This window comes from Microcoleus sp. PH2017_05_CCC_O_A (genome assembly GCF_020738785.1).
GTDB lineage: Bacteria > Cyanobacteriota > Cyanobacteriia > Cyanobacteriales > Microcoleaceae > Microcoleus.
This window is the reverse complement of record NZ_JAEQCB010000055.1, coordinates 45836-68541: the sequence shown is the minus strand read 5'-3', so window position 1 is coordinate 68541 and position 22706 is coordinate 45836. Positions and strand designations below refer to the sequence as shown.

Genomic DNA, 22706 nt, shown 5'->3' with positions numbered 1-22706 from the left:
AAAGAAAAAATTATTTTTACAAAAATGAAATTCTCCCATTATTCTTCCCTCTTCCCTCTTCCTTCTTCCTTCTTCCTTCCTCCAAATCTAAAATCTAAAATCGTTTGATGGCGCAAGTTGTATTAGAAAATATCTACAAAAGTTTTCCCCTCCGCCAAGGAGAACAGGAAAAAGTAGCAAACAACGTCGCAGAAAGTGTCTCAACAGAGACTCCTAGCTCTTCGTCTAACACTGTTTTGCGGCGGATTAACCTGACCGTCCTCGACGGGGAATTCATGGTGTTGGTGGGGCCTTCGGGCTGCGGAAAAAGCACTTTGCTGCGATCGATCGCAGGTTTGGAAGTTTTGACAGCCGGCAATATCTGGATTGGCGATCGGCTCGTTAATGATTTACCTCCAAAAGACCGAGATATCGCTATGGTGTTTCAAAATTATGCTCTCTATCCTCACTTAACAGTCTACGATAATCTCGCCTTTGGATTGCGCCGCTCACAGAAGGAAGAAGTCCGAGGGAAGAAGGAAGAAGGAAGAGGGAAGAGGGAAGAGGGAAGAGGGAAGAGGGAAGAGGGAAGAAGGAATGAGGAAGCAGAGACAGTGACAGTGACAGAAAAAGGAAGAAGGGAGAAGGTAGAACTAATCAGGAATAAGATAGAAGAGGGGATTAATTATTTAGCTTCTAATACTGTAAGCAAAGAGCGAATATATACTTTAGGGGAGGACTTTTTAGTGGGAGCAACTCGCAAGCTTCCTCCGGGTTTGCGCTATTTGTCGGAACGGGAAAAGGCGGTAGGAGAAAGAGTTAGGGCGGTAGCTCAATTATTGCAAATAGAACCGCTTTTAAATCGCTTGCCGAAACAACTTTCGGGAGGACAAAAGCAGCGGGTGGCTTTGGGTAGGGCGATGGCTCGAAATCCTCAAGTGTTTTTGATGGACGAACCTCTATCAAATCTTGATGCGAAGTTGAGGGCGGAAACTCGATCGCAAATTGTGCAGTTGCAGCGGCAGTTGGGCACTACCACTATTTATGTGACTCACGACCAAACTGAGGCGATGACTATGGGCGATCGCATTGCGATTATGAATGCTGGCCAGCTTCAGCAAGTCGCTAAGCCTCTAGAGCTTTACAACAAGCCGGCGAATCTATTTGTGGCTGAGTTTATCGGTTCTCCGCCGATGAATTTTTTGCCTGTCCAATTTACCGCCCCGCTGTTGATTTCTCACCCGCAGTTTCGCTTTACTTTACCCGATATTTGGGCGAAAAATCTACAAAAATATGACGGGCGAGGACTGATTTTGGGCATTCGCCCGGAACATCTCAGCATCAACCCTCCTGCTACCAAAAATCTGTCTGTACAAGTGGAAATTGTGGAGGCTTTGGGACACGAAACTTATTTGCGGGTGTGTTTGACTGACGATCCGGCTGTGCGGATGCAGGTGCGGGTGCCTCCTGAGCGATCGATCCGTGTGGGCGAGGAGCTTTGGCTGGCGATCGCCCATGACAAAATTCACTTGTTCGATCCTGATACCGAATTGGCGATTTTTCCTCGGTAGGAAACAGGAGAAAGGTCGATCGACCTTTGCGATCGATATCACGCATCACAAACTTGCATTTTTTTCAAGTAACTGTTATATTAATTAACATGAGCCTTACAAAAGTTAATGAAGGGAGTTCGCACTATGCAAGAACAAAAACGCAACGCTTGGAACTGGGGCTTCAGCGCAGGAGCTGAAAATTGGAACGGTCGTTTAGCAATGATTGGTTTCTCTGCCGCTGTCATCATTGAATTGGTTTCCGGTCAAGGCGTGCTGCACTTCTGGGGCCTGATCTAATTTTCTAGTTAAAACTTTTCAGACACTGCAAAGCTTGGGAGTTCTTTTGGGGACTCCCAAAATTTTGCCGGTGCGTTTTTAGCAGGGCAATTTTTGCACGAGAATTTACCCGCAGCAAATAGCGAATTGCAGCCCTGCATTCAGCAGCGCAAGGCTTAACAGCGATCGCTCTTTTTGGGGTAGGGGGTTCCACCCCAAAAGAGTAAATCACTCTTTTGGGTGATGCGAGACAAATGCTCTAGCGGATATATTCTTTTAAGATGCTGTTACGGTTGGGATGGCGCAATTTCCGCAGGGCTTTAGCCTCGATTTGGCGAATCCTCTCGCGAGTGACGTTAAAGATTTGACCAATTTCCTCCAAGGTCTTCATCCGTCCGTCATCTAAGCCGTAACGCAGCCTCAGTACATCCCGTTCTCGGGGGCTGAGAGTGTCCAAAACGCTTTCCAAATCTTCCCTGAGCAAGTTCTTTGAGACTTGATCTTCTGGCGTTTCCCCGTCAGATTCAATAAAGTCTCCCAGACGCGAGTCTTCCTCTTTGCCGATCGGAGTTTCTAAAGAAATTGGCAACTGTGCGGATTTAGCAATAAAGCGCAACTTCTCGATCGTCATCTCCATCTTGGTGGCGATTTCTTCTTCCGTAGGCTTGCGGCCCATTTCCTGAGAAAGCAGCTTGGTAGTTTTCTTAATCCGCGAGATGGTTTCGTAAAGGTGAACCGGGAGGCGGATAGTCCGGGATTGATCGGCGATTGCTCTGGTGATGGCTTGACGTATCCACCAAGTTGCGTAGGTGGAAAACTTGTAGCCTTTTTCGTGGTCGAATTTTTCAGCAGCCCGGATTAGACCCAAAGAGCCTTCTTGAATCAAATCTTGGAAAGACAAACCGCGATTCATGTACTTTTTGGCGATCGACACCACCAAACGCAGGTTTGATTGCACCATCTTCTCCTTGGCGCGCCTACCAACGTGGAGTCGGTGACGGAATGCAGGTAGTGCCATGTCTACAGCAGTAGCCCATTCGTTGTCTTTAGGTTCGCGGTCTAACTCTTCGAGCAATTGTTCTCGAACTCGCTCCAATTCCAGCAAATCTGCAATCTTGCGGGCGAGTTCAATCTCTTCGTCTGCTCGCAACAGTCGAATCCGACCGATTTCTTGCAGGTAGAGACGAATAGAGTCTTCTGTATAATGCTTTTTCTTTGCCTGAGCCCGACGGCGGGCTTTCGCGCCTTTGCCAGCTTTAGTGTCGTCCTCCTCAGACGGGTTGTCTAGAAAATCTTCTCGATCGTCTTCTTCGTCGATAAAGAGTTCCAACTCGCTCTCAGGTAGAACGCTTTCGGCGTTCCTCAGCAACTCGATAGTTTCCATTTTGGGTGTAATTTTGGTTTCGAGTACGGTGTTAGCCTGGATCATGCCGCCTTCCTCATGCTCCTGAATTAAAGAATAAATAACAGTGGAATAGTGTCTGTTTGTAGTTTAGACAAGTTAGCCAGTATTGACATTCCCGCAGGAAGAAATCGTGGAATTTTCGGTCTGCTAAGTGAAGCAGTAACCGAAACCGCACCAATTTTATGAGTCAAAGTTCGAGCTCTGGGAAAGAAGTAGCCAGCGCATTCACTCGATCGCCGACTTTAACGTCGCAACCTCGGATTGAGCGTGCGGCTTTTTCTTGTTTGGGCTAGTTAACGCATCGTCTGCGATACCTGACCCAGAAAAGCAAACCCGGAGATGCGATCGCACCTCAAAAAATACTGGCTTTTTTACTCGGCACTTCGATGTTTTACCCGTACAAGTTTTCTGGCACGGAACCCTCTAACTTTTCTGTTATGGGTGTCCAACTTTTGATTTGCTTGCTGCTTTCACTCTGGTCGTCAGACATCACAGTTGCACGGCAAATTTTCGCCACCTTGGATGCGGGTCTGCTGCCTCAAATGTAACAGCAGAGAGTCGAAGCACCAAACTGTGAGAATCGGATCTTGGAAAGACCCTTACGATTGTAGCCGTTCTCACAAAAAATGGAAGTTGTTTTCCGTTTTTTGTCAAGAACCTAGAAAACTTTGTCAGCTTAGCTTGACAATACTGACTCATGTCTGGCTCAGCTAAATCCTGAGAACGGCCCGGAAAAACTTGGGCGCGATCGAACGGCGCTGTTTTGTGTGGATATCTGGGTTAAAGGCTGCGGCGCAGTCTGCCAGAGAGTTAGCAGACAATTTTTGACTTGCCGGAATTGAGACCAATACAATCCGTGTAGATGCACCCATCTTTACCCTGTTTCCCTGAATTGAATCATACGCAATCTGCGATTGAATAAAGCTTGTGAGCTTTAGTTGTAAGTCGGCAACTCTCTCATGAGAGACCGACGATCGCCCCCAATGAAGCGTTGCGGGTTTAGTAGTGCAACAGGGGCTTTCTTTGTTAAGTTAGCTCAATTTTGAAAAATTGGGGCTGCTTTTGACATTACATCACATTAAGTTCGTAACGTCACATTCTCATTTAAGCTTGTCTGTGAGCTTTGCGGTCTCAGAGATAACAGCCAGAATGAGAAAGTTTGCTAAGAGTTCGCTCCTGCGGTAATTGTTACGCTGCGAACTGTTCGGGGATTGCTTGTCTCTCTAGCTAATATCTACATTCATTTTAATCTCAGAAACAACTTAAGTCCAATATTACTAAGTTTACCTCGATCTCGCCGAGGCAGATCTTCCTCACGGGCGATCGCCTCCATGGCGACACTTGATGGATTTGAGAAACTCCAAGCTCTCTTGAGAGGAGCTAGCCGTTCAACCGACACCTGTTCCCTCAAAAAATGCGATGGTAGACCCGCGATCCCAACCATCATGGTATAGCTGATTCCATCGAAAATCTCAAATCGAAAATTGTCTGACCTGATTGTTGAAAAGACGTGCAACTTTATACTTAATTAAAAAATATCCGCTGCAATATAAAGACGCGATGAACCTTTTCTCCGCAATACTAAGTAATATTACGGGATGACCTGCTGTATTTAAAACCAACTCATGCTATTTTAGATGCAAGATTGGGGATTGGGCATGGGGAATGATTCATGGGATCGGGACTAGGATCTGACAAAACAGTTGTCTTCTGTTGGAAAACAGGGAGCGGCAAAACCAGACTCAGGCTTAAGTATAAAGGTTGGTGGCAAGGACAAAAAATTTGCCGCCATCATTATCCTATTAAAAACAACTGTGCAACCGATCGCGATCGCCACTCCTGTTGGGCACTCAATCACCGCTTGGCGACTCCAAACCTCCGACAACCGCGATCGAATAATTAAACTGACTCAACTGCACGATAATAAAAAGCTTCAAGGGCTGCGACGCAAGTTTTATCGCCGTACAGACGCCCTTGTCTTTGCAAAATTCGATCGGCAATACTCTGCCTCCATTCCGATTCTAAGCCCAGCCTCACAGCTATTTTTACGTATTCTGCTGCGGTTTGAGCAACTGTTTCGGTGACTCCGAGCATTTCCAAAATCCCAGAGGAATGGCGGCCCCGCATAAATTCTCCCGGACAAGTGACAATTGGTAAATTGCAGGCGATCGCTTCCAAAGTCGTGTGACCTCCAGACCAACCGAAACTGTCCAGAAAAACATCAGACAAAAGTTGAAGATTCCAATAAGCTTTCTCATCCATTTTAGGTAAAATAGCGCAAAAATCACCGCTATCCAAACCGTACTTAGCAAAAGTCCGCTGGAGGCGCTGCTGAAACAGTTTACCAATATCAGCATTCGGACGCGATATAAAGGCAAACTGAGCTTGAGGAACCTGTCGGGCAATTTCCGCGAAAATATAGTCGTGTTGCGGCAGGTATTTGCAGAGAGTTTGACAGCAGAGATAAACAACAGCCCCCTCCCGCAGGCAAAAATTTGCACGAGTGGCCGTTGTGCTAGGAATCGTGGGCTGCGGGTAAGAAATGCCAATATTCGGCAAGCGAATTAATTTTTCTGAATAGTGCAAAACAGCATTTTCCGGTTCCATCAAGTCGCTGGAAAGGAAATAATCGACGGTGGGCAATCCTGAAGTCACCGGATGCGCCCAAGAGGTACACTGAATCGGAGCAAGGCGCAAGGCTGCAAGTTGAGTCATTTGCGGTTGCAGCCCAATATCGAGGAAAACCAGTACGTGTAATTGGTCAGCAATAATTTGTTGGCAGATTAATTCTAAGTTGCCGGGGATGTAGCGGAAGGTATCGCTGTAAAACCGGAACTGTTGAGTAAAGTTGTCTTGCGTCTCGGTAATTTGATAGCAATATACTTCAAATTCGCTGCTGCTGTGTTGCAGCCAGCCGAGGGTTAATTTGCCGACTGTATGTCCCCACAAGCAACCAGATATGTAGCCGATGCGAATTTTTCCGGTTTTGCTGGGGGGAGGTAGCGGTAAATCCTTTACCCACTGCGGGTAGTTAGCAGCCATGACTTTGCGAACAAATTGCCCGTACTGTTTCTGGATATCTAAGTCGTTGCCGCCTTGGTAAGCTAGAAAGAAGTTGGTGTGCTGACTGATAATTGTTAAGGCTTTTTGTTGGCCTGCATCTGTATCGAGGCTGGTTTGTTGAATTAACAGTTTGATTCCCGTCTCGAACCGATCGCGATAAACAGCTATTTCCTCTACACTTTGATAAATCACCGGCAGAATTAAATACTGTCCCGGATTAAAAAAGCTGTCTTCGGGAAATAAACTCGACGCATCGGTCGCAATTGCGATCGCTTCTGAAGTTCTCCCGGATGCGAGAGAGGCCAAGACTAAATTGCGGTAAAGACTGGCGTCTGCTGGATAAAGCTCGATCGCCTCCCGGCAAACTTGAATGGCGGCTGCATATTCCTCTAAATGTTGGTAACACTCAGCCAAATTCAAGTATAATTGAAGGTCGCCTGTTTGAACTTCTAAAAATTTCCTGTACTCGATAACGGCTTGTTGATATTCACCGCGCCCATAGCAATCGTTGCCAAAATAAAGGTATGCTTGAATTGGGTCATTTTTGAGACGGCGGGCAAAGTCGAGATTGGCGACAACTTCAGCAGCATCGGGCTGCAATTGCAGGGCAGTTTCGTAAAGCTCGATCGCGCGATCGACTTCTGTTTTCGACAGTAGCAAGTTTCCCAGATTCAGATAGCTGCCAAAATGAGCGGGATTAAGTGCGATCGCTTGACGGTAAATTGACTCAGCTCGATCGACATCGCCGATTTGTCCTAAAATATTGCCTAAATTATTATAAGCATCAATGCAGTTGGGTTCGAGGGCGATCGCCTCTCGATAAGCTCTTACGGCACCGATAACATCCCCGGTTTTTTCCAACACCAAGCCCAAGCTGTAATGAGCGCCAGCTACGGAGGAATCCACCGCCAAACATTCGCTCAGCAGATCTTGCGCTTCTCGATACCGCTCTGTGGCATAATAAAGTGTACCGAGGTTTTGCCAAGCATCTACTTGATTTGGATCGTACTGCAAAACCTGCTTGTACTTCTCCTCTGCTGCTATAAATTTTCCGGCTTGGTGCAGGTTTAAAGCTTGACTGTACAGCTCTGCGGTGATTTTTTTTCGATCGGATTGCTGCAAATCGTAAATTGATTGAATCGCAGCCTGACTGCCCAATTGCTGAAAAGTTGACCACTCGTAATTGCCGGATGTATTGACGACATCCCAACTAAAAACCTGCAAGCCATTCCAAGCATCGCTAAATTCAGGTGCAGAAAAATCAAATAGCAGTTGGCATTGAGGGTGGGCGGCGATAAAATCCCAGTTGGCTTGACGCGGAGTCTCCCAATTGCTATTGCTGACAACAATCAGTGCCGAGTCTGCTAAAAAAGGTTTGGATAAAAGTAAAGCTAGTAAGTGCGATCGATAATCGTGAGCGGCATCATAAAACAATACACCAATGCGATCGGCAGATTGCATTTCCCGCAAATCCCAGAAAAATTCCTCAAAATTTTGATTGCAAAAGAAAACTTGTTCCGATATATTAAAGTTGGCTAGGTTTTCTCCTAAATTATCGCTGCTGTCGCCAAAAGTATCAAATTCCGAAAAGTCATCAACGACACAAGCGGTTATTTGTGAATGATTTAGCAGCGTACCGATTAAGCTGCCGCCTTGAAAGCAGCCGATTTCGCAGTAGATTTCTTCGGGAGACATACATTCGACAGCAAAATTTAGCAACTGCATTGCATTGGCTGTCGTTGTGGTTTGCAGAGAGTTGATTATTTGCTGAAATTGACTGGATTTTGGTTCGGCTTGCGGTGTCCCCCAGTTATTGTACAACTCGGATATGTGTTCGAGAAATGTTTGGTATTTCATCTTTTGCGTTTGCTTGTCAAACAGTTCGTAGTCAGGACTTTAGTCCTCGGAAAAGAAAGGACCCAAGTCCGAACGATCAAACCTTTTTAGACTAGAGTATTGAGAAAGGCAAGGACTAAAGTCCTCACTACGAACCTTTTTTAGGACTATAATTATAAGAGAAGAAAGGACTGAAGTCCTCACTACGAACCTTTTTTAGGACTATAATTATAAGAGAAGAAAGGACTGAAGTCCTCACTACGAACCTTTTTGTAGGACTATAATTATAAGAGAAGAAAGGACTGAAGTCCTCACTACGAACCAATCTTTCCTATTACTGCTGGTTCCGCAGCCGGGGATTGACAAATTCGTTCAATCCTTCTCCCACCAAAGACAGCCCAACAACCATTAAAGTCATTGCCAAACCGGGAAACAAAGCCGTCCACCAAATGCCCGTAGGTAGCGCATCTAAAGCTAAACGCAAATCGTGTCCCCATTCCGGAGTTTCTTCGGGAAGTCCCAAACCGAGAAATCCTAAGCCTCCTAATGTTAGAATTGCATCGGCGGCGTTGAGCGCGAACAGCACCGGTACGCTCTGAATTACGTTGAGAAACAGGTAGCGCGACAACACTGTCCAAGTGTCTGCACCCATGGCGCGGGCGGCTTCGACAAATAATTCGGTTTTGACGCTGGCGGTGTGATTCCTGACGACGCGGTAGTATTGAGGGATGTAGGAAATGCTCAGGGCGATCGCAGCATTCAATACTCCTTTTCCCACGACAAATGCTAAAGTTAACGAAAGCAGCAATCCCGGCAACGTATAAATTGTATCCATTAAAAATAACAGCACGCGATCGAGCTTGCCACCCAAATAACCGCTAACCAAACCCAGCGGCACGCCGATAAACAAACTCAACGCTGTGGCTAAAATCACCACTTGCCAAGCCGCCCGCGAAGCAAACAGCGTGCGCGAAAAAACATCGTAGCCGCTGCGGCTGGTACCGAACCAATAATTCGCCGACGGCGGTTCGTGAATCGGGTTAATCAAAGCATCGGTAGGATTTTGCAGCCATCCCCAACCTTGCATGACGGGAGATAAGGTTGCTACTATGATAAATAAGGCAGTTATTGCCAAACCCGCCCACATCATTTTCATTGACAGGCTTGACGGTGAGGCAATGTTGAGAAATCGCGGTAATTGAACTTTGTTTAGTGTCATGTTTCGCCGTTTACTGATTGAAGCTTTGTCGGATTTTTGCTAAATTTTCCTGGGCTGCTGTGCAGTTTTCATCGAAAGTCAGCGCTAGTTCAAATGCCGATACTGCATCCGACCAGCGCTTCAGGTTAATATAAGCTAGACCCAAACAGCAAGCCGGGTCGGTGGTGGTGAAACTTGGCTCGAAAGGCTCTCTTGTATAGTAGCTGTTATCTTTACCCAGTTTCAGGCAATTCTCAAAGTAAGCAACGGCACCTAACGGAAATCCTAGATTAATTAATGTCATGCCAGCTATATAATTTAGGGGAGGATAGTTGGGACACCATTCCAGACCTCGCTGACACAGTAACATGGTTGTTTCATAGTCTCGATTTTGGAGCGATCGCCCTGCTAAAGTAAAAACTAAGGAGGGAATGAAACCAAATTCTTCTGGAGGGTTGCCGTCTATCAAATGCGGAAACAATCTTTCTAATGCTTCCTCCCAGCAGTCTCGCGCTTTCTCGTCCTCGCCCGCTGAGCCGTACATCCCAGCTAGGGAGTACAATAGCATGAGACTAAGCCCTTCTTCTTGTCGGGCCAGCTCTAAGATGGGAATATTGCGGTTGACAACTTTGGCGGCGACTTGTTGGTGGCTGTTAGCGTGATGCAATACTCTGACACTATCTAAACTGCTGACTTCACTGTCGCTAAAACTGCGGTTTTGATACTGAATTTGCTCGTGAAAGCGACCGACATATCTAATTTCTGGGAGATTGCGAAATAAACGAGTCATGTGTAGCGGAGTCATTCCCGCTTGATGCCTTACTTCTGTTCTAATTATTGAATAAGCGAGCGCTTCTGGGTGGAATTTGAGGGTTTCTCTAAAATCTACTGATGTGACAACTAACTCCTCATCTGCATCCAGCACTAAAATCCACTCACCCGTCACTAAAGATAAAGCATAATTCCGCGCCGTCGCAAAATCGTCGCACCACTCAAAATATCCCACTTTTGCTCCGTACTGAGTGGCAATTTCCGGCGTACCGTCCTCCGAACCCGTATCGACTACAATTATTTCATCAACGTAGGGTTGAACGCTAGCCAAACAGCGCGCTAAATTCTCGCTTTCATTTTTGACGATCGCACAAAAAGATAAAAATGGTTTTTGTCCGAGTGCTGCCCTAATGCTCATTTTTTATCCTGATATCTTGCAACTCAAACAAGTTCGCTGTCGCTGGGAAGGTAGAGTGCTGCTAAAATGCTTGGTAGAGCAATAAGATCTCTGCCAACACTGAACTCATCAATAAATGTTTCCGTAAAAACGTCGCCGTAAGGTAAGAGTAAATCCATTAGGCTTTCTGGAGTGTACTTGCGAACGTGCTCTGGTTCTTCATCAGGGCCGAGGCAATCGTTGGGTACGGCAAAAAAAGCTCTGCCGCCCGATCGCAACACCCTAACTATTTCTATCACGCACGCTCGATCGTCGTCGATATGTTCCAAAACTTCTGTTGCTACTACAACATCAAAACTGCGATCGGGAAAAGGAATTTCGGGTAAAGTTGAGACTACCCCTGAGATCTGTTTGGGAAGTTGGGCGATCGCAGCTTCGGAAATATCCAACCCAGTTACTGAATTGCCAAACTCTAACAACTGAGAAGCCAGGACACCTGCACCGCATCCGAGTTCTAAAACTTCCAGCCCGTGTCCGACGGCCCAACAAACTCTGCCGAAACATCCGGGATATCGACGCCAAGTTCCGCGGCCTTCTTCTTGCCAAATCTTATTCCAGTAGTCGGGCTGGAGATTCAAGTTAGTTTGTGTCATCAGAAAAATGGGTAGAAGCCCCGTCTTTCTAGGAGGGCTTTATATTGTTTTTTTTGAATAGACTTGAATTGCATAAGTCTTCGATCGTTCCCGAAACCGCAGATGTCAGACAGATAAAGACAGATAAACGCAGATCGTTTCAGGGTATTTTTCGATTTTGGCAATTCAAGTCTAATTATGTAGGCTTTCGAGTTCCGGTATGCGATCGCCTTGGGATTGGTTAGTTCGGCGTGCCTTTGTGCTGCACTTGCAACGGGACAGTTATGGTTTCAAATCTTCCAATCCTGGAGGTTCCGGACGCGATCGGCAAAGTTTAGCGGTCGTACTTGTTCCGGACAGACCGACGCAGTTCGATCGACTCGGTTGCTGGGTAGATTTTGCTCAACAATCTGCTCGATCGGCGCCAGTCATAATTTTATCAAACATCGACCAGGCTGGTAGTGAGGAATGCAAGTCCGCCGTTCGTAGTGAGGAATGCAAGTCCTTCTGTGGGGGAGACTGAAATTCTCACTAGCAACCAATCCGATCGCAGTCATCCTCTGCCGACACGAGCTTACAAATTGCTGGCAATTAACTCGCGGTACTGGCTTTTTGGCTTAACTCCCTTAAGCTCAGTCACCAAAGCTTTATCTTTAAAATACTGAATCGTCGGCGTACCAATCACGCCAGCATTTTCAGCAATTTCCGGATCTTCTTCGATGTCAATTTCCACGTAGTGAATTTTGCCCTCGAACTCATCTATTACTTTGCTCAAAATCGGTTTGAGACTGTGGCAAGGGCCACAACTCGGAGCCGAGTATTTGACCACAATCAGTCGATCGCTCTCGTGGAACAACTTCCGCAAAGCAAAACCTCCTTCGTGGCGAGTGTCGTTGATATCAAAGTTCTCGCTGGTTTTGCGTACTTTTGGAGCGGGCGGCGCTGCTGCTTGCTGCGATTCCTTGGTTTGATGGAATTCCTGAGTCAAGCCGTTCGATGACAGCCACCTTTCGGCTAGCATCGCCCCCATACAGCCGCTACCGGCAGCAGTGATGGCTTGACGAAACTCGTGGTCTTGCACGTCGCCGACAGCATACACTCCATCGACGCTGGTTTCTACCGAACCGTGTTTCGTGGCGATATAGCTTAGTTCGTCGAGTTCTAGCTGACCTTGGAAAAGCTGAGTGTTGGGAGTGTGACCGATCGCGTAAAACAAACCCTTCACCAGCAAATCGCTCTCGGCGTCGGTCTCAATATTTCTAATTCTCAACCCATCCATCTTGCTCCCCGGCACTCCCAAAACATCCACAGCTTCGGTGTTCCAGTGCACGGTGATTTTAGGATTGCTCAGCACTCGGTCTTGCATGGCTTTGCTAGCGCGCATCTGACCGCGCCGCACCAACATATGGACGTGAGAGCCGTATTTTGTCAGATAAATAGATTCTTCTGCTGCGGTATCGCCCGCACCGATGACAGCTAAATCTACTCCTTTAAAAATTGGGGTGGCGCCGTCGCAAATCGCACAGGCAGAAATGCCGTGACTCCAAAATACGTGCTCGCTAGGCAAACCCAATCTTTTCGCCGTCGCGCCTGTAGCAATTACTATCGTGTGGGTTTTGATTTCTCGATCGTCCGATCGCACTGTAAACGGCCGCTGGGTTAAATCAACGTAAGTTACATCTTCTGTGTATAACTCCGCACCCCAGCGCACTGCTTGAGCTTTCATCCGATCCATCAGTTGCGGCCCGGTGATGCCTTCGGGAAAGCCGGGGAAGTTTTCGACTTCTGTGGTGGTCATCAGTTGACCGCCGGGAATTCCTCCGGTTTGGTAGCCTTCAAAAACGACTGGCTTCAGGTTGGCTCTCCCGGCGTAGATGGCTGCTGTGTAACCTGCGGGGCCAGAGCCAATAATTACTAGGTTTTCTACGGCTTGTTCAGTCATAGCTGCTTACTTGAACTCATAACGACTTCGTTTAATCTCAATTATAACAGAGATGGAGAAAGTTAGATCGAGCTTATTTCTATTGTTGAGCGGTTGAGGGCGATCGGGACAGCAGAAGCAATTTTGATAAGTAGAATAAATAATAAAATATTTTTAGTTTTCACCCTTCACTATTGATTCCATTCTCATTTACTTGACGAATTTGCGCCGTTTGAGCTATTATACGATTCTGATACTCAAGGGGTGCTATAACAATTTTTTGATTTTGACGCTGAAACCCTTTGAAATCGTAAAATTTAAAATTTTGCAAATGTAATATCTACAAATTCTTATGCGAAATACGCATTTTTTGGGTTAAGAATTATAAATAAAATTTTGCTCGATTTGACAAGATACAGTATTTATGATATGTAAGGCGCGAAAGGGGAAAAAGTCGATCGAATTTTTTAACCGCAGATGCAGGCGGATGAACGCAGATGAACGCAGATAAAATAGAAGTACGATCGATTTTTGCTGTTTTGGTTGAGCCAGAATAAGTGGCGGAGTTTAACGGCCGAGAAGATCTGCGAGAAAATTAGCGGGTACAGCGCGCGATCGGCTGGAACCGAAAAAGGTGCGAGAATTAGAGTCACTGAAGGTTTGCTTGGCTGGGCTGATGTCATATTTGTGATGGAGAAGAAGCACGGAGCTCGACTTCGCAGCAAATTTCCCGACAGTCTCAAAGGCAAGAAAGTTATTTGCCTGCAAATCTCCGACAATTACAGATATATGGAACCGGAGTTAGTCGAGATTTTGCAGGCGAAACTCGGCTTGTATATGGAAATGCCAGATAACGAGATAAATTTTATGGAGCGAGTTTTGGAACCGGAACTGAGGTTAATGCTGCGTTTGCCAAGAGTGCGGCTGCTTTGGGGCCGGTTTTTGGAAACGTTTTGGACGCGGGTACGGGTACGGCGCGAATTCCAATCGCCCTCACTCAACTGCGGCCGGAATGGAAATTGACCTGTATTGACTTGTCGGCAAATATGCTGAAAGTTGGAGCGCAGAATGTCGAAAAGGCCCGAGTGCGATCGCAAATTAATCTCGAATTAATTGATGCTAAAGCCATGCCTTATCCCGACAATAGTTTTGACATGGTGATTTCCAACAGCATTATCCACCATTTGCCCGATCCGCTGCCGTTTTTACGCGAAGTCCGGCGGGTTTTGAAGCCGAACGGAGCAATATTTTTGCGGGATTTACTCCGGCCCGAAACACGGGAAATTAGGGATAATTTAGTCGAGCTCTATGCGGCAGATTGCAACTCGCATCAGAAACAACTGTTCAGCGATTCGCTACAAGCGGCTTTTACCCTGGATGAGATTGAGACAATGGTGGAAAGTGCCCGATTGGAGGGATTGAGGATTTATGAATCTTCGGACAGGCACTGGACGGCCGAGCGGGTTTGGATGTAAAGTGTGGATTGTGCGATCGAACTAAATTTTTCCTAGTCGCTCCAGAATTATCTCATATCCCATCAAAGTTGTTCGTAGTGAGGGCTAAAGTCCTCAAATTTTGATGAGGACTAAAGTCCTGACTACGAACCAATTTTTGCCGCTTATCTACTTAATCAACTTTTGAAATTTTGATGAGGACTAAAGTCCTGACTACGAATCAATTTTTGCCGCTTATCTACTTAATCTAACTTTACAGTATCGAATATGACCCGATCGCGCCCTGCGTCTTTTGCCTGATAAAGCGAACGATCGGCTGCTGCAATCAAATCTTTTTTTGAGATTGTCGGTACAGGAACCGTACTCGCTACTCCCAAACTTAGTGTAACACAAGGGGATACTGGCGAGTTAATATTTTCAATTGCCATTTTTTTCACCGAGACTCTAATATGTTCTGCAATCGAGACAGCAATCTTTGGTGAAGTTCGAGGCAAAATTACCGCAAATTCTTCACCTCCGTAACGAGCCACCAGCATTTCCTCCCAAACTTCGCCTGCCGAGTCATTTACCGCCTCAACAATTTTTTGTGCTACCTGCTGCAAACAAGCATCTCCCGCCTGATGTCCGTAACTATCGTTGTATTTCTTAAAAAAGTCAATATCACATAAAATCAAAGATATTTCTGCTGCTTCTTGTCCCAATCTCTGCCATGTCTTATCTAAATATTCGTTAAAACAGCGGCGGTTTGCTACCAAAGTTAAACCATCGGAGTTAGCAAGGCGATACAATTCGGAATTAGCTGTTTTTAATTGAGAATTAGCTGCTTCTAGTTCAGATTGTATTACCGATAAATTGTAATAAAGCTCGCTAATATACCAAGTAGCTTGTTGGTGAATTTGAGCTAAAGCTACCAATACTTGATGCACGTCTAACAGTCGGTAAACTTGAGGTGCTAACTGCACAACAATCGGCTCGTAAAGTAGTTCCGGCGGCCGCTGCACGGCTCGCTGAGCAGCCATGACAATTAAGGCTACTTCTGGTAAAATCAAAGTATCGGTTTGAGCTATTTGATACAAAGCCAGAATTGGTCTGCAAGCAAATATATCTACTCCGTATGGGCGACTCATCCTTTCCATAAATCGCCTGCGCGATATCATTCCTAAAAAATCTCCATTTACCGTCAAGATAACTCCCGGAAGCAGGGGGTGAGATTGAAACAACCGAGCTACGTCTTTGGCTAGGGATGAAGCTTCAATTTGAAAATTAAAGACAGCCAGATCCTTAAGAGTAGACTCTAAAGTTAAATTTTCAGGTGGTTTTTCAGGGAAGTTAGATGGCGCGATAAATTCCACAGACACAGCGCATATCCGAATGAACAATACAGCAGCAACAAATCTAGTGTCAGCTCTTGAATTATCTTAACATTTATTTATTAGCATTGGCTGTATTCTTGACTACAGTGTTTGTTTGAGGAGGGGCTGATTCGTTAGCTTCGGCAGTGTGGATTGCATTGGTTCATCCTCGCTTAATAATAGACTTATAGTATTCTTGATTTTTTTCTTGTTGGCTTGTTGTCGCGCAAGAAAAGGTTTCTGCGCCCGCCCTTAACTCATGTATGGCGCAGACTAACTCAACAAAATCAGTTTTTAAGCCGAGACGAACTCGTAACTAAGTTGTGCGTAAAAAACGCGGTTTCTTTGCCATTCCTCAAATCAAAACCTAAAGCCGCGAAGGGTGGTGAGAAACCCAGCAATTTCACAATTACCAGAAAGAATTGGTTGAAAGCCGGAACGTTTTTCGGGAGAAATTAAAATCAGACTATTCATTACTCCAATCCTCGGACTTAAGGGTAGAGATCACTCTCAAACTCTCAACTGTCAACTCTCAACTGTCAACTCTCAAACTGTCAACTGTCAACTGTCAACTGTCAACTGTCAACTCTCAAACTGTCAACTGTCAACTGTCAACTGTCAACTGTTGAACTCACCAACCCCAAGTTCCGATTCCTCCCTTAAAAGGGCCGACAATATCTTTGGTAATCCAACCTCCGTAAAAATCTCCTGGTTGAGATTCCACTAATTCCCCGTCCACATAACAAGCATCCATCTGGCTCGGATAAACAGCCACGTAATCTTTAATAGCTGCAAAAACCTGATTGGGATGAGGATAAAACCAAGCAGCATTTACAACTTCCTTCGACCCTACCGTCACAGTGTAATAACCCGCTTGTCCCTTCCACTCGCACCAAGATCCCCGTGAAGTTTTATGCAAATATTCCATTTGGATGTCCTCGGGAGAGATATAGTAGGCTGGAGGGTGACTTGTCTCCAATACCCGAAACGGGCGGCGCGTATCGGCGATCGTCATTCCGTTAAAAATAATCTGTACGTGTTTGGTCGATTCCTCAAGACGAGGGGGGCGCGGGTAATCCCAAACCGACTCTTGACCGGGGCCTGGCTCTATGCGATCGAGGTTCACTTGTACAATCTCCCCTACAAAAAAACAATTAGCAACTTAGCATTACAATTTAATGTAGCCTTAATCTAGTCGCTTCTTCAGACTTGCGCCAGCTTTCTTAAACTCTCCATTATATGAGCATTCGCGGTATAGATGTTTCCGACTACCAGCCCAACGTCAATTGGCAAGCCGTTGCCAAGGGAGGCATTCTGTTCGCATTTGTCAAATCGACGGAAGGTGCAACATTAGTTTCCCAAACTTTCGCCCGGAATTGGGGGGGAATTAAAGCTGCGGGGATTCAACGCGGTGCATATCACTTTTTTCGACCGGAAAGCAGCGTTCAAGGAGAAATAGATTTGTTCTTGAAAACTGTCAAACTCGAAGCGGGGGATTTGCCACCAGTCTTGGATGTGGAAACTACAGGCGGTTTGAGTGGGGACGAATTGTGCGATCGCGCGACAACTTGGCTCGAAGCAGTGGAAAAAGCCACCTCGATGCGACCAATTATCTACACCTACCCCGGTTTCTGGGACAACCTCGGGACACAGCGGTTGGCAGATTACCCCCTATGGATTGCTCACTATACCAGTGCCGAGGAACCTTGGGTGCCCGGTGGCTGGAAGACTTGGACTTTTTGGCAGTACAGCGACACTAGCACTGTGTCGGGTGTCTCGGGCAATGTAGATGCCAATATTTTTGAAAGCGTCCGAGAAGGCGCCGTAAATTATAAAGTTGCAGACATCCAGAAGCAATTAAGAAGTAAAGGCTTCTATCAAGGCGCGATGGATGGCAAATTTGGAACCTCTACCACAGCCGCCCTCATCTCGTTTCAAAAATCTCAAGGCCTCAATGCAGACGGCATGGCAGGCATCAAAACTTGGGCCGCGTTGATGAGAAAATCTCCCAAAGTAATTGTCCCCCCTACAGCGCCAACACCAACTCCGATACCAACTCCGACACCAATTCCGACACCAATTCCAGTACCAGCCGCGCGGCTGACTGAGCTCTTGTCATCTTACCAAGCTAGTGCTGCTCAAGATACTGCCTTGATTTGGCTACAAACTCAAGTTTCTACCTCTGTTTTAGGGGAATTTGCTCAAAAGTGGCGGACAACTGCCGCACCGGGCGACACTAATTTGCGATTGATAGATGTCAGCAAATTTTATCGCGGTTTGGCAGAACAAGACCAAGCTTTAGATTGGCTGCAAAAACAAATTTCGCCGGCTGTTATTGCCGAGTTTGCCCAAAAATGGCGTTCTCAATCTAATCCCACAAATTCTCCGATTCGGCTGATAGATGCCTGCAAATTTTATCAGAAAATTGGGTTTAAAACCCCGTCCTTCTAGGACGGCTTTAATTTTCTTTGAATCTTCCTGATTCTATCAGCAAAACATAGTATAATAGAACAAAGTAAAAAACCCAAAATAATGAAAGAAAGGTATCAATTCCGTATCTACCCGACCGACCAACAACGACAGAGCTTGGCTCAGTTGTTTGGTTGCGTCCGGGTTGTCTGGAATGATGCCTTAGCTTTAAGCAAAGCTAGTAAATACCCAGGGTACAACAGCTTAGCTAAAACTCTCACCTCAACTAAAAAGACCGAGGAAAGGCAATGGCTTAACGATGTTTCCTCAGTCCCTTTGCAACAGTCTCTTAAGCAATTAGAGGCTGCTTACAAAAACTATTTTGACTTCCTGAAAGGGAAAAGGAAAGGCAAAAAACTCGGGCAACCCAAATTCAAAAAAAGGACTAACAGTCAATCTGCAACTTTTGTTAAATCAGGCTTTTCTGTCAAAGGTAAGTCTGTATATTTGGCAAAGATTGGAAATGTTAACCCCATATGGTCTAGAGAATTGCCGTCTGAGCCGAGTTCCGTCACAGTAATTAAAGACTGTGCCGACCGCTATTTCCTAAGCTTTGTAGTAGAAGTTCAACCCATCAGTATTGACGCCAAAAACCAAAGCGTCGGCATTGATTTAGGAATTAAAACTTTGGCAGTAATGAGTAACGGGGAAACAGCGCACAGCCCTAGCTATAAAAAGTTAGATCGCAAAATTCGCAAACTACAGCGCAAGTTAGCACGTCAACAGAAAGACTCAAAACGTCGCCATAAAACCAGGATTCAAATAGCCAAAACACACAATCAAATTGCCGACTTGCGTAAAGACTTTCTACATAAACTATCAACCAAAATAGTAAGTGAAAACCAAACTATTATCTTGGAAGATTTGAATGTATCGGGTCTGGTCAAAAACCGCAAACTTGCCAGGGCAATTAGTCAACAAGGCTGGTACGAATTTAGAGCTTTGTGTGAGGCTAAATCCGACAAGTACGGCAGAGAATTTAGAGTAATTAGTCGCTGGGAACCTACCAGCCAAGTGTGCTCAAGCTGTGGCTTTAAGTGGGGAAAATTGGATCTAAAAGTCCGAACTGTTCAATGCTTGAATTGCGGAACTGAGCACGATCGAGATGAAAACGCAGCTAAGAATATAGAAAAAGTCGGCACCGGGCATGGGCACGACTATAAACGGGCACGGATCGACCGTAAGACTACCTCGGTAGCAAGTTGAAATGATGTGTCAAGAATCCCCGTCGCTTCAGCGCGGGGAGTATGTCAACGCGCTGCACCTAATCAAAACCAGGCTTTAGATTGGCTGGAAAAACAAGTCTCGCCAGCAACTCTATCGGAGTTTCTTCGCAGGTGGCAGAATCCCAAATGATTTGAGATTAATTCCACAGATGAATCTGGTTTAAGTGTTCTGAAATTAGGTCGATCGCAGATTTTAGGCAGATGTAACCGACGATGCAACGCAGATGTATTTCAAGATAGTTTCCGAATGAGTGCAAGAAGTCTCTTTGAGAATTAACTCGACTCAAATCTCCCCTTCTCCCCCTCTCCCCTTCTCCCCCTCTCCATCGAACATAACAGACAATCTAGGCGCTACAGCTTACTCTCATCTTTGACGGTAAGAGAATTATCTGATAAAGTTATAGCCAATATCAACGTTTTTTAATTTTATTCACAAAAATCCAGGGCAGTGGCGAGTTTGTGCCAGCGTCAAGTATAGCGCCTGCAATCAAATCACCCCCGATCGCGCTTTTAAATCTTTTAAATTTTAAAACCGAGCGGGCAGCCTGTAACAATCATATCTATGGAAATCCCCTTTAACATCACCCTGTTGATGGTCATGACCGTCACCTGTGGTATCAGCGCTCAAGTTCTGGCCGCTTATCTGAAAGTTCCGGCGATCGTATTTTTGCTGCTATTCGGTATTTTAGCAGGCCCGGATTGCCTCGGACTGTTGCACCCCAATCTGTTGGGCAGCGGTTTAGAAGTGATGGTGTCTCTTTCAGTAGCCTTAATTCTGTTTGAAGGCGGCTTGAATTTGGAATTGCGAGATTTAGGCAAAGTTTCCGGTAGCATTCGCAATTTAGTTACTTTCGGCACTTTAATTACGCTCATTGGCGGCGGAATGGCAGCACACTGGTTGGGGGAATTTCCCTGGCCGATCGCATTTCTGTATGCTTCCCTAGTAGTCGTCACAGGCCCGACAGTCATTGGCCCGTTGCTCAAACAAGTATCCGTTGACAAACAAGTCGCCGCCTTGCTAGAAGCCGAAGGCGTTTTAATCGATCCAGTCGGAGCAATTTTGGCGGTATTGGTACTGAATATTATCTTAAACGGCAATGCTGATTTATTGGTCTTGTTCCGAGATTTAATCGTTCGCCTTTTAGTTGGCGCAGTCGTCGGAGTTGCCGGAGGGTGGCTGCTGGGATTCATTCTCAAGCGATCGCAATTTCTCTCAGAAGACTTGAAAAACCTAGTAGTTTTAGCAGGTTTGTGGGGATTGTTCGGCTTATCAGAAGAACTCCGCAGCGAATCAGGACTGATGGCAACAGTCCTCTCCGGCATCGTCCTCAGAGCGGCTGCTGTGCCGGAAGAACGGCTGCTCAGGAGGTTCAAAGGTCAACTCACAGTCCTCGCCATTTCCGTGCTGTTCGTGTTGCTGGCGGCCGATTTATCCCTCGCTAGTGTAGTCGCCCTCGGTTGGGGAAGTTTGTTTACAGTTTTAGCCTTAATGTGGGTAGTGCGGCCGATCAATGTGTGGCTGTGCACTTGGAACAGCGGGCTGAACTGGCGGCAAAAATTATTTGCTTGCTGGGTAGCGCCGAGGGGAATTGTCTCAGCGTCGATCGCCTCTTTATTTGCCATCTTGCTCACCCAGCGCGGCATCAACGGCGGCGACTCAATTAAAGCCTTAGTTTTCCTGACAATTATTATGACTGTTTTCGTACAAGGGCTGACAGCGGGATGGATAGCTCAACTGTTAGGAGTCACCTCAAAATCAGCAACAGGTGCAGCAATTGTCGGGTCAAATCCTTTAAGCAGATTAATTGCTCGCTTATTTCAAGAACGCGGAGAATCAGTCGCAATTATCGACACCAATCCGGAAGCTTGCGCGCAAGCAGAAAGAGAAGGTTTGCGAGTATTTTTGAGTAGCGCTCTCGACCATAGCGTGTTAGAAGAAGCCGGACTCGATTCGATGGGAACATTTTTGGCAATGACTAACAACGGCGAGGTAAACTTAGTATTAGCTCAGCGAGCAGCCGAGGAGTTTGCACCGCCGAGGGTTTTGGCATTATTCCCCAAAGACCCGCAAGCAAATGCGCCTGCAAATAATAGTAAAATTAATCAAGCCTTTGTCTCGGATTTGTCGCTGAAGGATTGGAACGAATATTTGACCGACAGCGAAGTAAAATTAGGGGAAACCGAGTTAAACAGCGAGGGATTGCAATTTCAGATTGCTCACTTGCAAGCTTTGGTGCAAGCCGGGGAGTTGGCGCCGCTGCTACTTGAAAGACAAGGATACTTGCAAGTTGTGTCGGCAACAGAGATTTGGCAAGCGGGCGATCGCATTATTTATTTGCTCTACGATCCTACACCAAAATTGTTAAAAAGATTGTCCGGTTCGTCCAACTCTCGCTTGACTTTGGAAAAGCATCAGGTAGTTGAAGAAGTGCCGATTCCTGCTCCGGTTTTAGAGAATGTTTTGGAGGAATCTATAATTGAAAAGGAAGCAGAAGTTTTGCTACCACCTGTTTCGCGGTAGGGACAGAGAGGGAGAAGAAGAGAGAGGGAGAACAGGAGAGAGGGAGAAGGGGAAAGAGGGAGAAGGGGAAAGAGGGAGAGGATTGTTGATATGCGATCGAAATACACAATTTGGCGGTACGGGAGGTTGACTTTTTTGTACAGATTCCGACTGCACTCTTTGCTGTGCCACTCTCATCGCGGAATCCCACAAATTTTTGTTGCGGACTCTTTCATCCGGGTCGATAATTCCTGCATCTTTCAATACCTCTGTCAGCAATTTCCACAAATGATAAGCAACGTATCGCCCTAAGTAGCATATTTGATAGTTCCGCGCGATCGCATAATTATTCTTGATTTCTTGGTATGTCAAACCATTTAAAACTCCTTGAATAATTTCTCGCTGTAAGCCGTTCAATGGTTCGCCTCTCTTTTCCTTTACCAGGTTATCTAGAATGTTTGCAGTTGACAGTTGACAGTTGACAGTTGACAGTTGACAGTTGACAGTTGACAGTTGACAGTTGACAGTTGACAGTTGACAGTTGACAGTTGACAGTTGACGGTTGACGGTTGACTGATGATTTAGGATTACTTAAATCTTAAGCAACCCAGATGGGAAATTCATTCGTTCTACCCGCAGAGTTGATGAGGTATGAGGTGCAAGATTGATTGCGG

Annotated in this window: 20 protein-coding genes; 9 read left to right on the top strand and 11 right to left on the bottom strand. The window is 45.9% G+C overall.

Annotated elements, in window-relative coordinates; genetic code table 11:
* Positions 1-107 precede the first annotated feature (107 nt).
* The gene (locus JGK20_RS14425) at positions 108-1550 is read left to right on the top strand and encodes an ATP-binding cassette domain-containing protein (protein WP_293230994.1); all 1443 of its coding nucleotides are present in this window, start codon (positions 108-110) and stop codon (positions 1548-1550) included.
* A 126-nt stretch (positions 1551-1676) separates the two neighbouring features.
* The gene (locus JGK20_RS14420; RefSeq protein ID WP_293178506.1) at positions 1677-1829 is read left to right on the top strand and encodes a chlorophyll A-B binding protein; all 153 of its coding nucleotides are present in this window, start codon (positions 1677-1679) and stop codon (positions 1827-1829) included.
* 4 nt (positions 1830-1833) lie between these two features.
* On the opposite strand, the gene JGK20_RS14415 is transcribed toward JGK20_RS14420, so the two are convergent.
* The 3 genes from JGK20_RS14415 to JGK20_RS14405 all read right to left on the bottom strand — a co-directional run bounded on the left by JGK20_RS14415 (position 1834) and on the right by JGK20_RS14405 (position 4085).
* A complete protein-coding gene (locus tag JGK20_RS14415; protein WP_293230991.1) occupies positions 1834-2040 on the bottom strand; it encodes a hypothetical protein in 207 nt (68 codons plus the stop codon).
* A 27-nt stretch (positions 2041-2067) separates the two neighbouring features.
* Complete coding sequence (gene rpoD / locus JGK20_RS14410) at positions 2068-3237, bottom strand: RNA polymerase sigma factor RpoD (RefSeq protein WP_293178503.1); 1170 nt, start codon at positions 3235-3237, stop codon at positions 2068-2070.
* 686 nt (positions 3238-3923) lie between these two features.
* The gene (locus JGK20_RS14405) at positions 3924-4085 is read right to left on the bottom strand and encodes a hypothetical protein (RefSeq protein ID WP_293178500.1); all 162 of its coding nucleotides are present in this window, start codon (positions 4083-4085) and stop codon (positions 3924-3926) included.
* A gap of 800 nt (positions 4086-4885) precedes the next feature.
* On the opposite strand from JGK20_RS14405, the gene JGK20_RS14400 reads away from it, so the two are divergent.
* Complete coding sequence (locus tag JGK20_RS14400) at positions 4886-5116, top strand: hypothetical protein (RefSeq protein WP_293189374.1); 231 nt, start codon at positions 4886-4888, stop codon at positions 5114-5116.
* Here the strand turns inward: JGK20_RS14400 and JGK20_RS14395 are convergent.
* From JGK20_RS14395 to JGK20_RS14380, 4 genes are all read right to left on the bottom strand, one after another.
* The gene (locus JGK20_RS14395; protein WP_293230988.1) at positions 5113-8133 is read right to left on the bottom strand and encodes a tetratricopeptide repeat protein; all 3021 of its coding nucleotides are present in this window, start codon (positions 8131-8133) and stop codon (positions 5113-5115) included. The genes JGK20_RS14400 and JGK20_RS14395 overlap by 4 nt on opposite strands.
* Positions 8134-8446: 313 nt before the next feature.
* Positions 8447-9331, bottom strand: coding sequence for an ABC transporter permease (locus JGK20_RS14390; protein WP_293185819.1), 885 nt, complete (start codon positions 9329-9331; stop codon positions 8447-8449).
* A 10-nt stretch (positions 9332-9341) separates the two neighbouring features.
* A complete protein-coding gene (locus tag JGK20_RS14385) occupies positions 9342-10499 on the bottom strand; it encodes a glycosyltransferase family 2 protein (protein WP_293216140.1) in 1158 nt (385 codons plus the stop codon).
* A 23-nt stretch (positions 10500-10522) separates the two neighbouring features.
* Positions 10523-11131, bottom strand: coding sequence for a class I SAM-dependent methyltransferase (locus tag JGK20_RS14380; RefSeq protein WP_293185821.1), 609 nt, complete (start codon positions 11129-11131; stop codon positions 10523-10525).
* Between the two features lie 199 nt (positions 11132-11330).
* On the opposite strand from JGK20_RS14380, the gene JGK20_RS14375 reads away from it, so the two are divergent.
* Positions 11331-11633, top strand: coding sequence for a hypothetical protein (locus JGK20_RS14375; RefSeq protein WP_293185823.1), 303 nt, complete (start codon positions 11331-11333; stop codon positions 11631-11633).
* A gap of 51 nt (positions 11634-11684) precedes the next feature.
* On the opposite strand, the gene trxB is transcribed toward JGK20_RS14375, so the two are convergent.
* Positions 11685-13052: a thioredoxin-disulfide reductase gene (gene trxB / locus JGK20_RS14370; RefSeq protein WP_293185824.1), complete on the bottom strand. Its 1368-nt coding sequence runs from the start codon at positions 13050-13052 to the stop codon at positions 11685-11687.
* Between the two features lie 510 nt (positions 13053-13562).
* Here trxB and JGK20_RS14365 point away from each other — a divergent pair.
* Complete coding sequence (locus tag JGK20_RS14365; protein WP_293230986.1) at positions 13563-14054, top strand: hypothetical protein; 492 nt, start codon at positions 13563-13565, stop codon at positions 14052-14054.
* Positions 13961-14506 carry a class I SAM-dependent methyltransferase gene (locus JGK20_RS14360; protein ID WP_293230983.1) on the top strand — a complete coding sequence of 182 codons (546 nt, stop codon included), beginning with the start codon at positions 13961-13963 and terminating at the stop codon, positions 14504-14506. Before JGK20_RS14365 ends, JGK20_RS14360 begins: the two co-directional genes overlap by 94 nt.
* A gap of 221 nt (positions 14507-14727) precedes the next feature.
* Here JGK20_RS14360 and JGK20_RS14355 read toward each other — a convergent pair whose 3' ends face one another.
* Complete coding sequence (locus tag JGK20_RS14355; RefSeq protein WP_293204765.1) at positions 14728-15843, bottom strand: GGDEF domain-containing protein; 1116 nt, start codon at positions 15841-15843, stop codon at positions 14728-14730.
* Positions 15844-16468: 625 nt separating this feature from the next.
* A complete protein-coding gene (locus tag JGK20_RS14350; protein WP_293185828.1) occupies positions 16469-16963 on the bottom strand; it encodes a DUF427 domain-containing protein in 495 nt (164 codons plus the stop codon).
* A 113-nt stretch (positions 16964-17076) separates the two neighbouring features.
* On the opposite strand from JGK20_RS14350, the gene JGK20_RS14345 reads away from it, so the two are divergent.
* From JGK20_RS14345 to JGK20_RS14335, 3 genes are all read left to right on the top strand, one after another.
* Positions 17077-18288 (top strand): GH25 family lysozyme, encoded by a 1212-nt coding sequence (locus tag JGK20_RS14345; RefSeq protein ID WP_293216144.1) that lies wholly within the window; start codon positions 17077-17079, stop codon positions 18286-18288.
* 81 nt (positions 18289-18369) lie between these two features.
* A complete protein-coding gene (locus tag JGK20_RS14340; protein ID WP_293216146.1) occupies positions 18370-19512 on the top strand; it encodes an RNA-guided endonuclease TnpB family protein in 1143 nt (380 codons plus the stop codon).
* A 582-nt stretch (positions 19513-20094) separates the two neighbouring features.
* The gene (locus JGK20_RS14335) at positions 20095-22053 is read left to right on the top strand and encodes a cation:proton antiporter (protein ID WP_293185830.1); all 1959 of its coding nucleotides are present in this window, start codon (positions 20095-20097) and stop codon (positions 22051-22053) included.
* Here JGK20_RS14335 and JGK20_RS14330 read toward each other — a convergent pair.
* The gene (locus JGK20_RS14330) at positions 22033-22449 is read right to left on the bottom strand and encodes a hypothetical protein (protein ID WP_293230980.1); all 417 of its coding nucleotides are present in this window, start codon (positions 22447-22449) and stop codon (positions 22033-22035) included. The two genes, JGK20_RS14335 and JGK20_RS14330, sit on opposite strands and share 21 nt — an antisense overlap.
* Positions 22450-22706 lie beyond the last annotated feature (257 nt).

Coding starts and splice junctions, on each gene's coding strand:
- JGK20_RS14375 (WP_293185823.1), top strand. CDS start 11,331: ATGCGATCGCCTTGGGATTGGTTAGTTCGGCGTGCCTTTGTGCTGCAC.
- JGK20_RS14390 (WP_293185819.1), bottom strand. CDS start 9,331: ATGACACTAAACAAAGTTCAATTACCGCGATTTCTCAACATTGCCTCA.
- JGK20_RS14405 (WP_293178500.1), bottom strand. CDS start 4,085: ATGGGTGCATCTACACGGATTGTATTGGTCTCAATTCCGGCAAGTCAA.
- JGK20_RS14420 (WP_293178506.1), top strand. CDS start 1,677: ATGCAAGAACAAAAACGCAACGCTTGGAACTGGGGCTTCAGCGCAGGA.
- JGK20_RS14395 (WP_293230988.1), bottom strand. CDS start 8,133: ATGAAATACCAAACATTTCTCGAACACATATCCGAGTTGTACAATAAC.
- JGK20_RS14345 (WP_293216144.1), top strand. CDS start 17,077: ATGAGCATTCGCGGTATAGATGTTTCCGACTACCAGCCCAACGTCAAT.
- JGK20_RS14385 (WP_293216140.1), bottom strand. CDS start 10,499: ATGAGCATTAGGGCAGCACTCGGACAAAAACCATTTTTATCTTTTTGT.
- JGK20_RS14335 (WP_293185830.1), top strand. CDS start 20,095: ATGGAAATCCCCTTTAACATCACCCTGTTGATGGTCATGACCGTCACC.
- JGK20_RS14425 (WP_293230994.1), top strand. CDS start 108: ATGGCGCAAGTTGTATTAGAAAATATCTACAAAAGTTTTCCCCTCCGC.
- JGK20_RS14340 (WP_293216146.1), top strand. CDS start 18,370: ATGAAAGAAAGGTATCAATTCCGTATCTACCCGACCGACCAACAACGA.
- JGK20_RS14400 (WP_293189374.1), top strand. CDS start 4,886: ATGGGATCGGGACTAGGATCTGACAAAACAGTTGTCTTCTGTTGGAAA.
- JGK20_RS14380 (WP_293185821.1), bottom strand. CDS start 11,131: ATGACACAAACTAACTTGAATCTCCAGCCCGACTACTGGAATAAGATT.
- trxB (WP_293185824.1), bottom strand. CDS start 13,052: ATGACTGAACAAGCCGTAGAAAACCTAGTAATTATTGGCTCTGGCCCC.
- rpoD (WP_293178503.1), bottom strand. CDS start 3,237: ATGATCCAGGCTAACACCGTACTCGAAACCAAAATTACACCCAAAATG.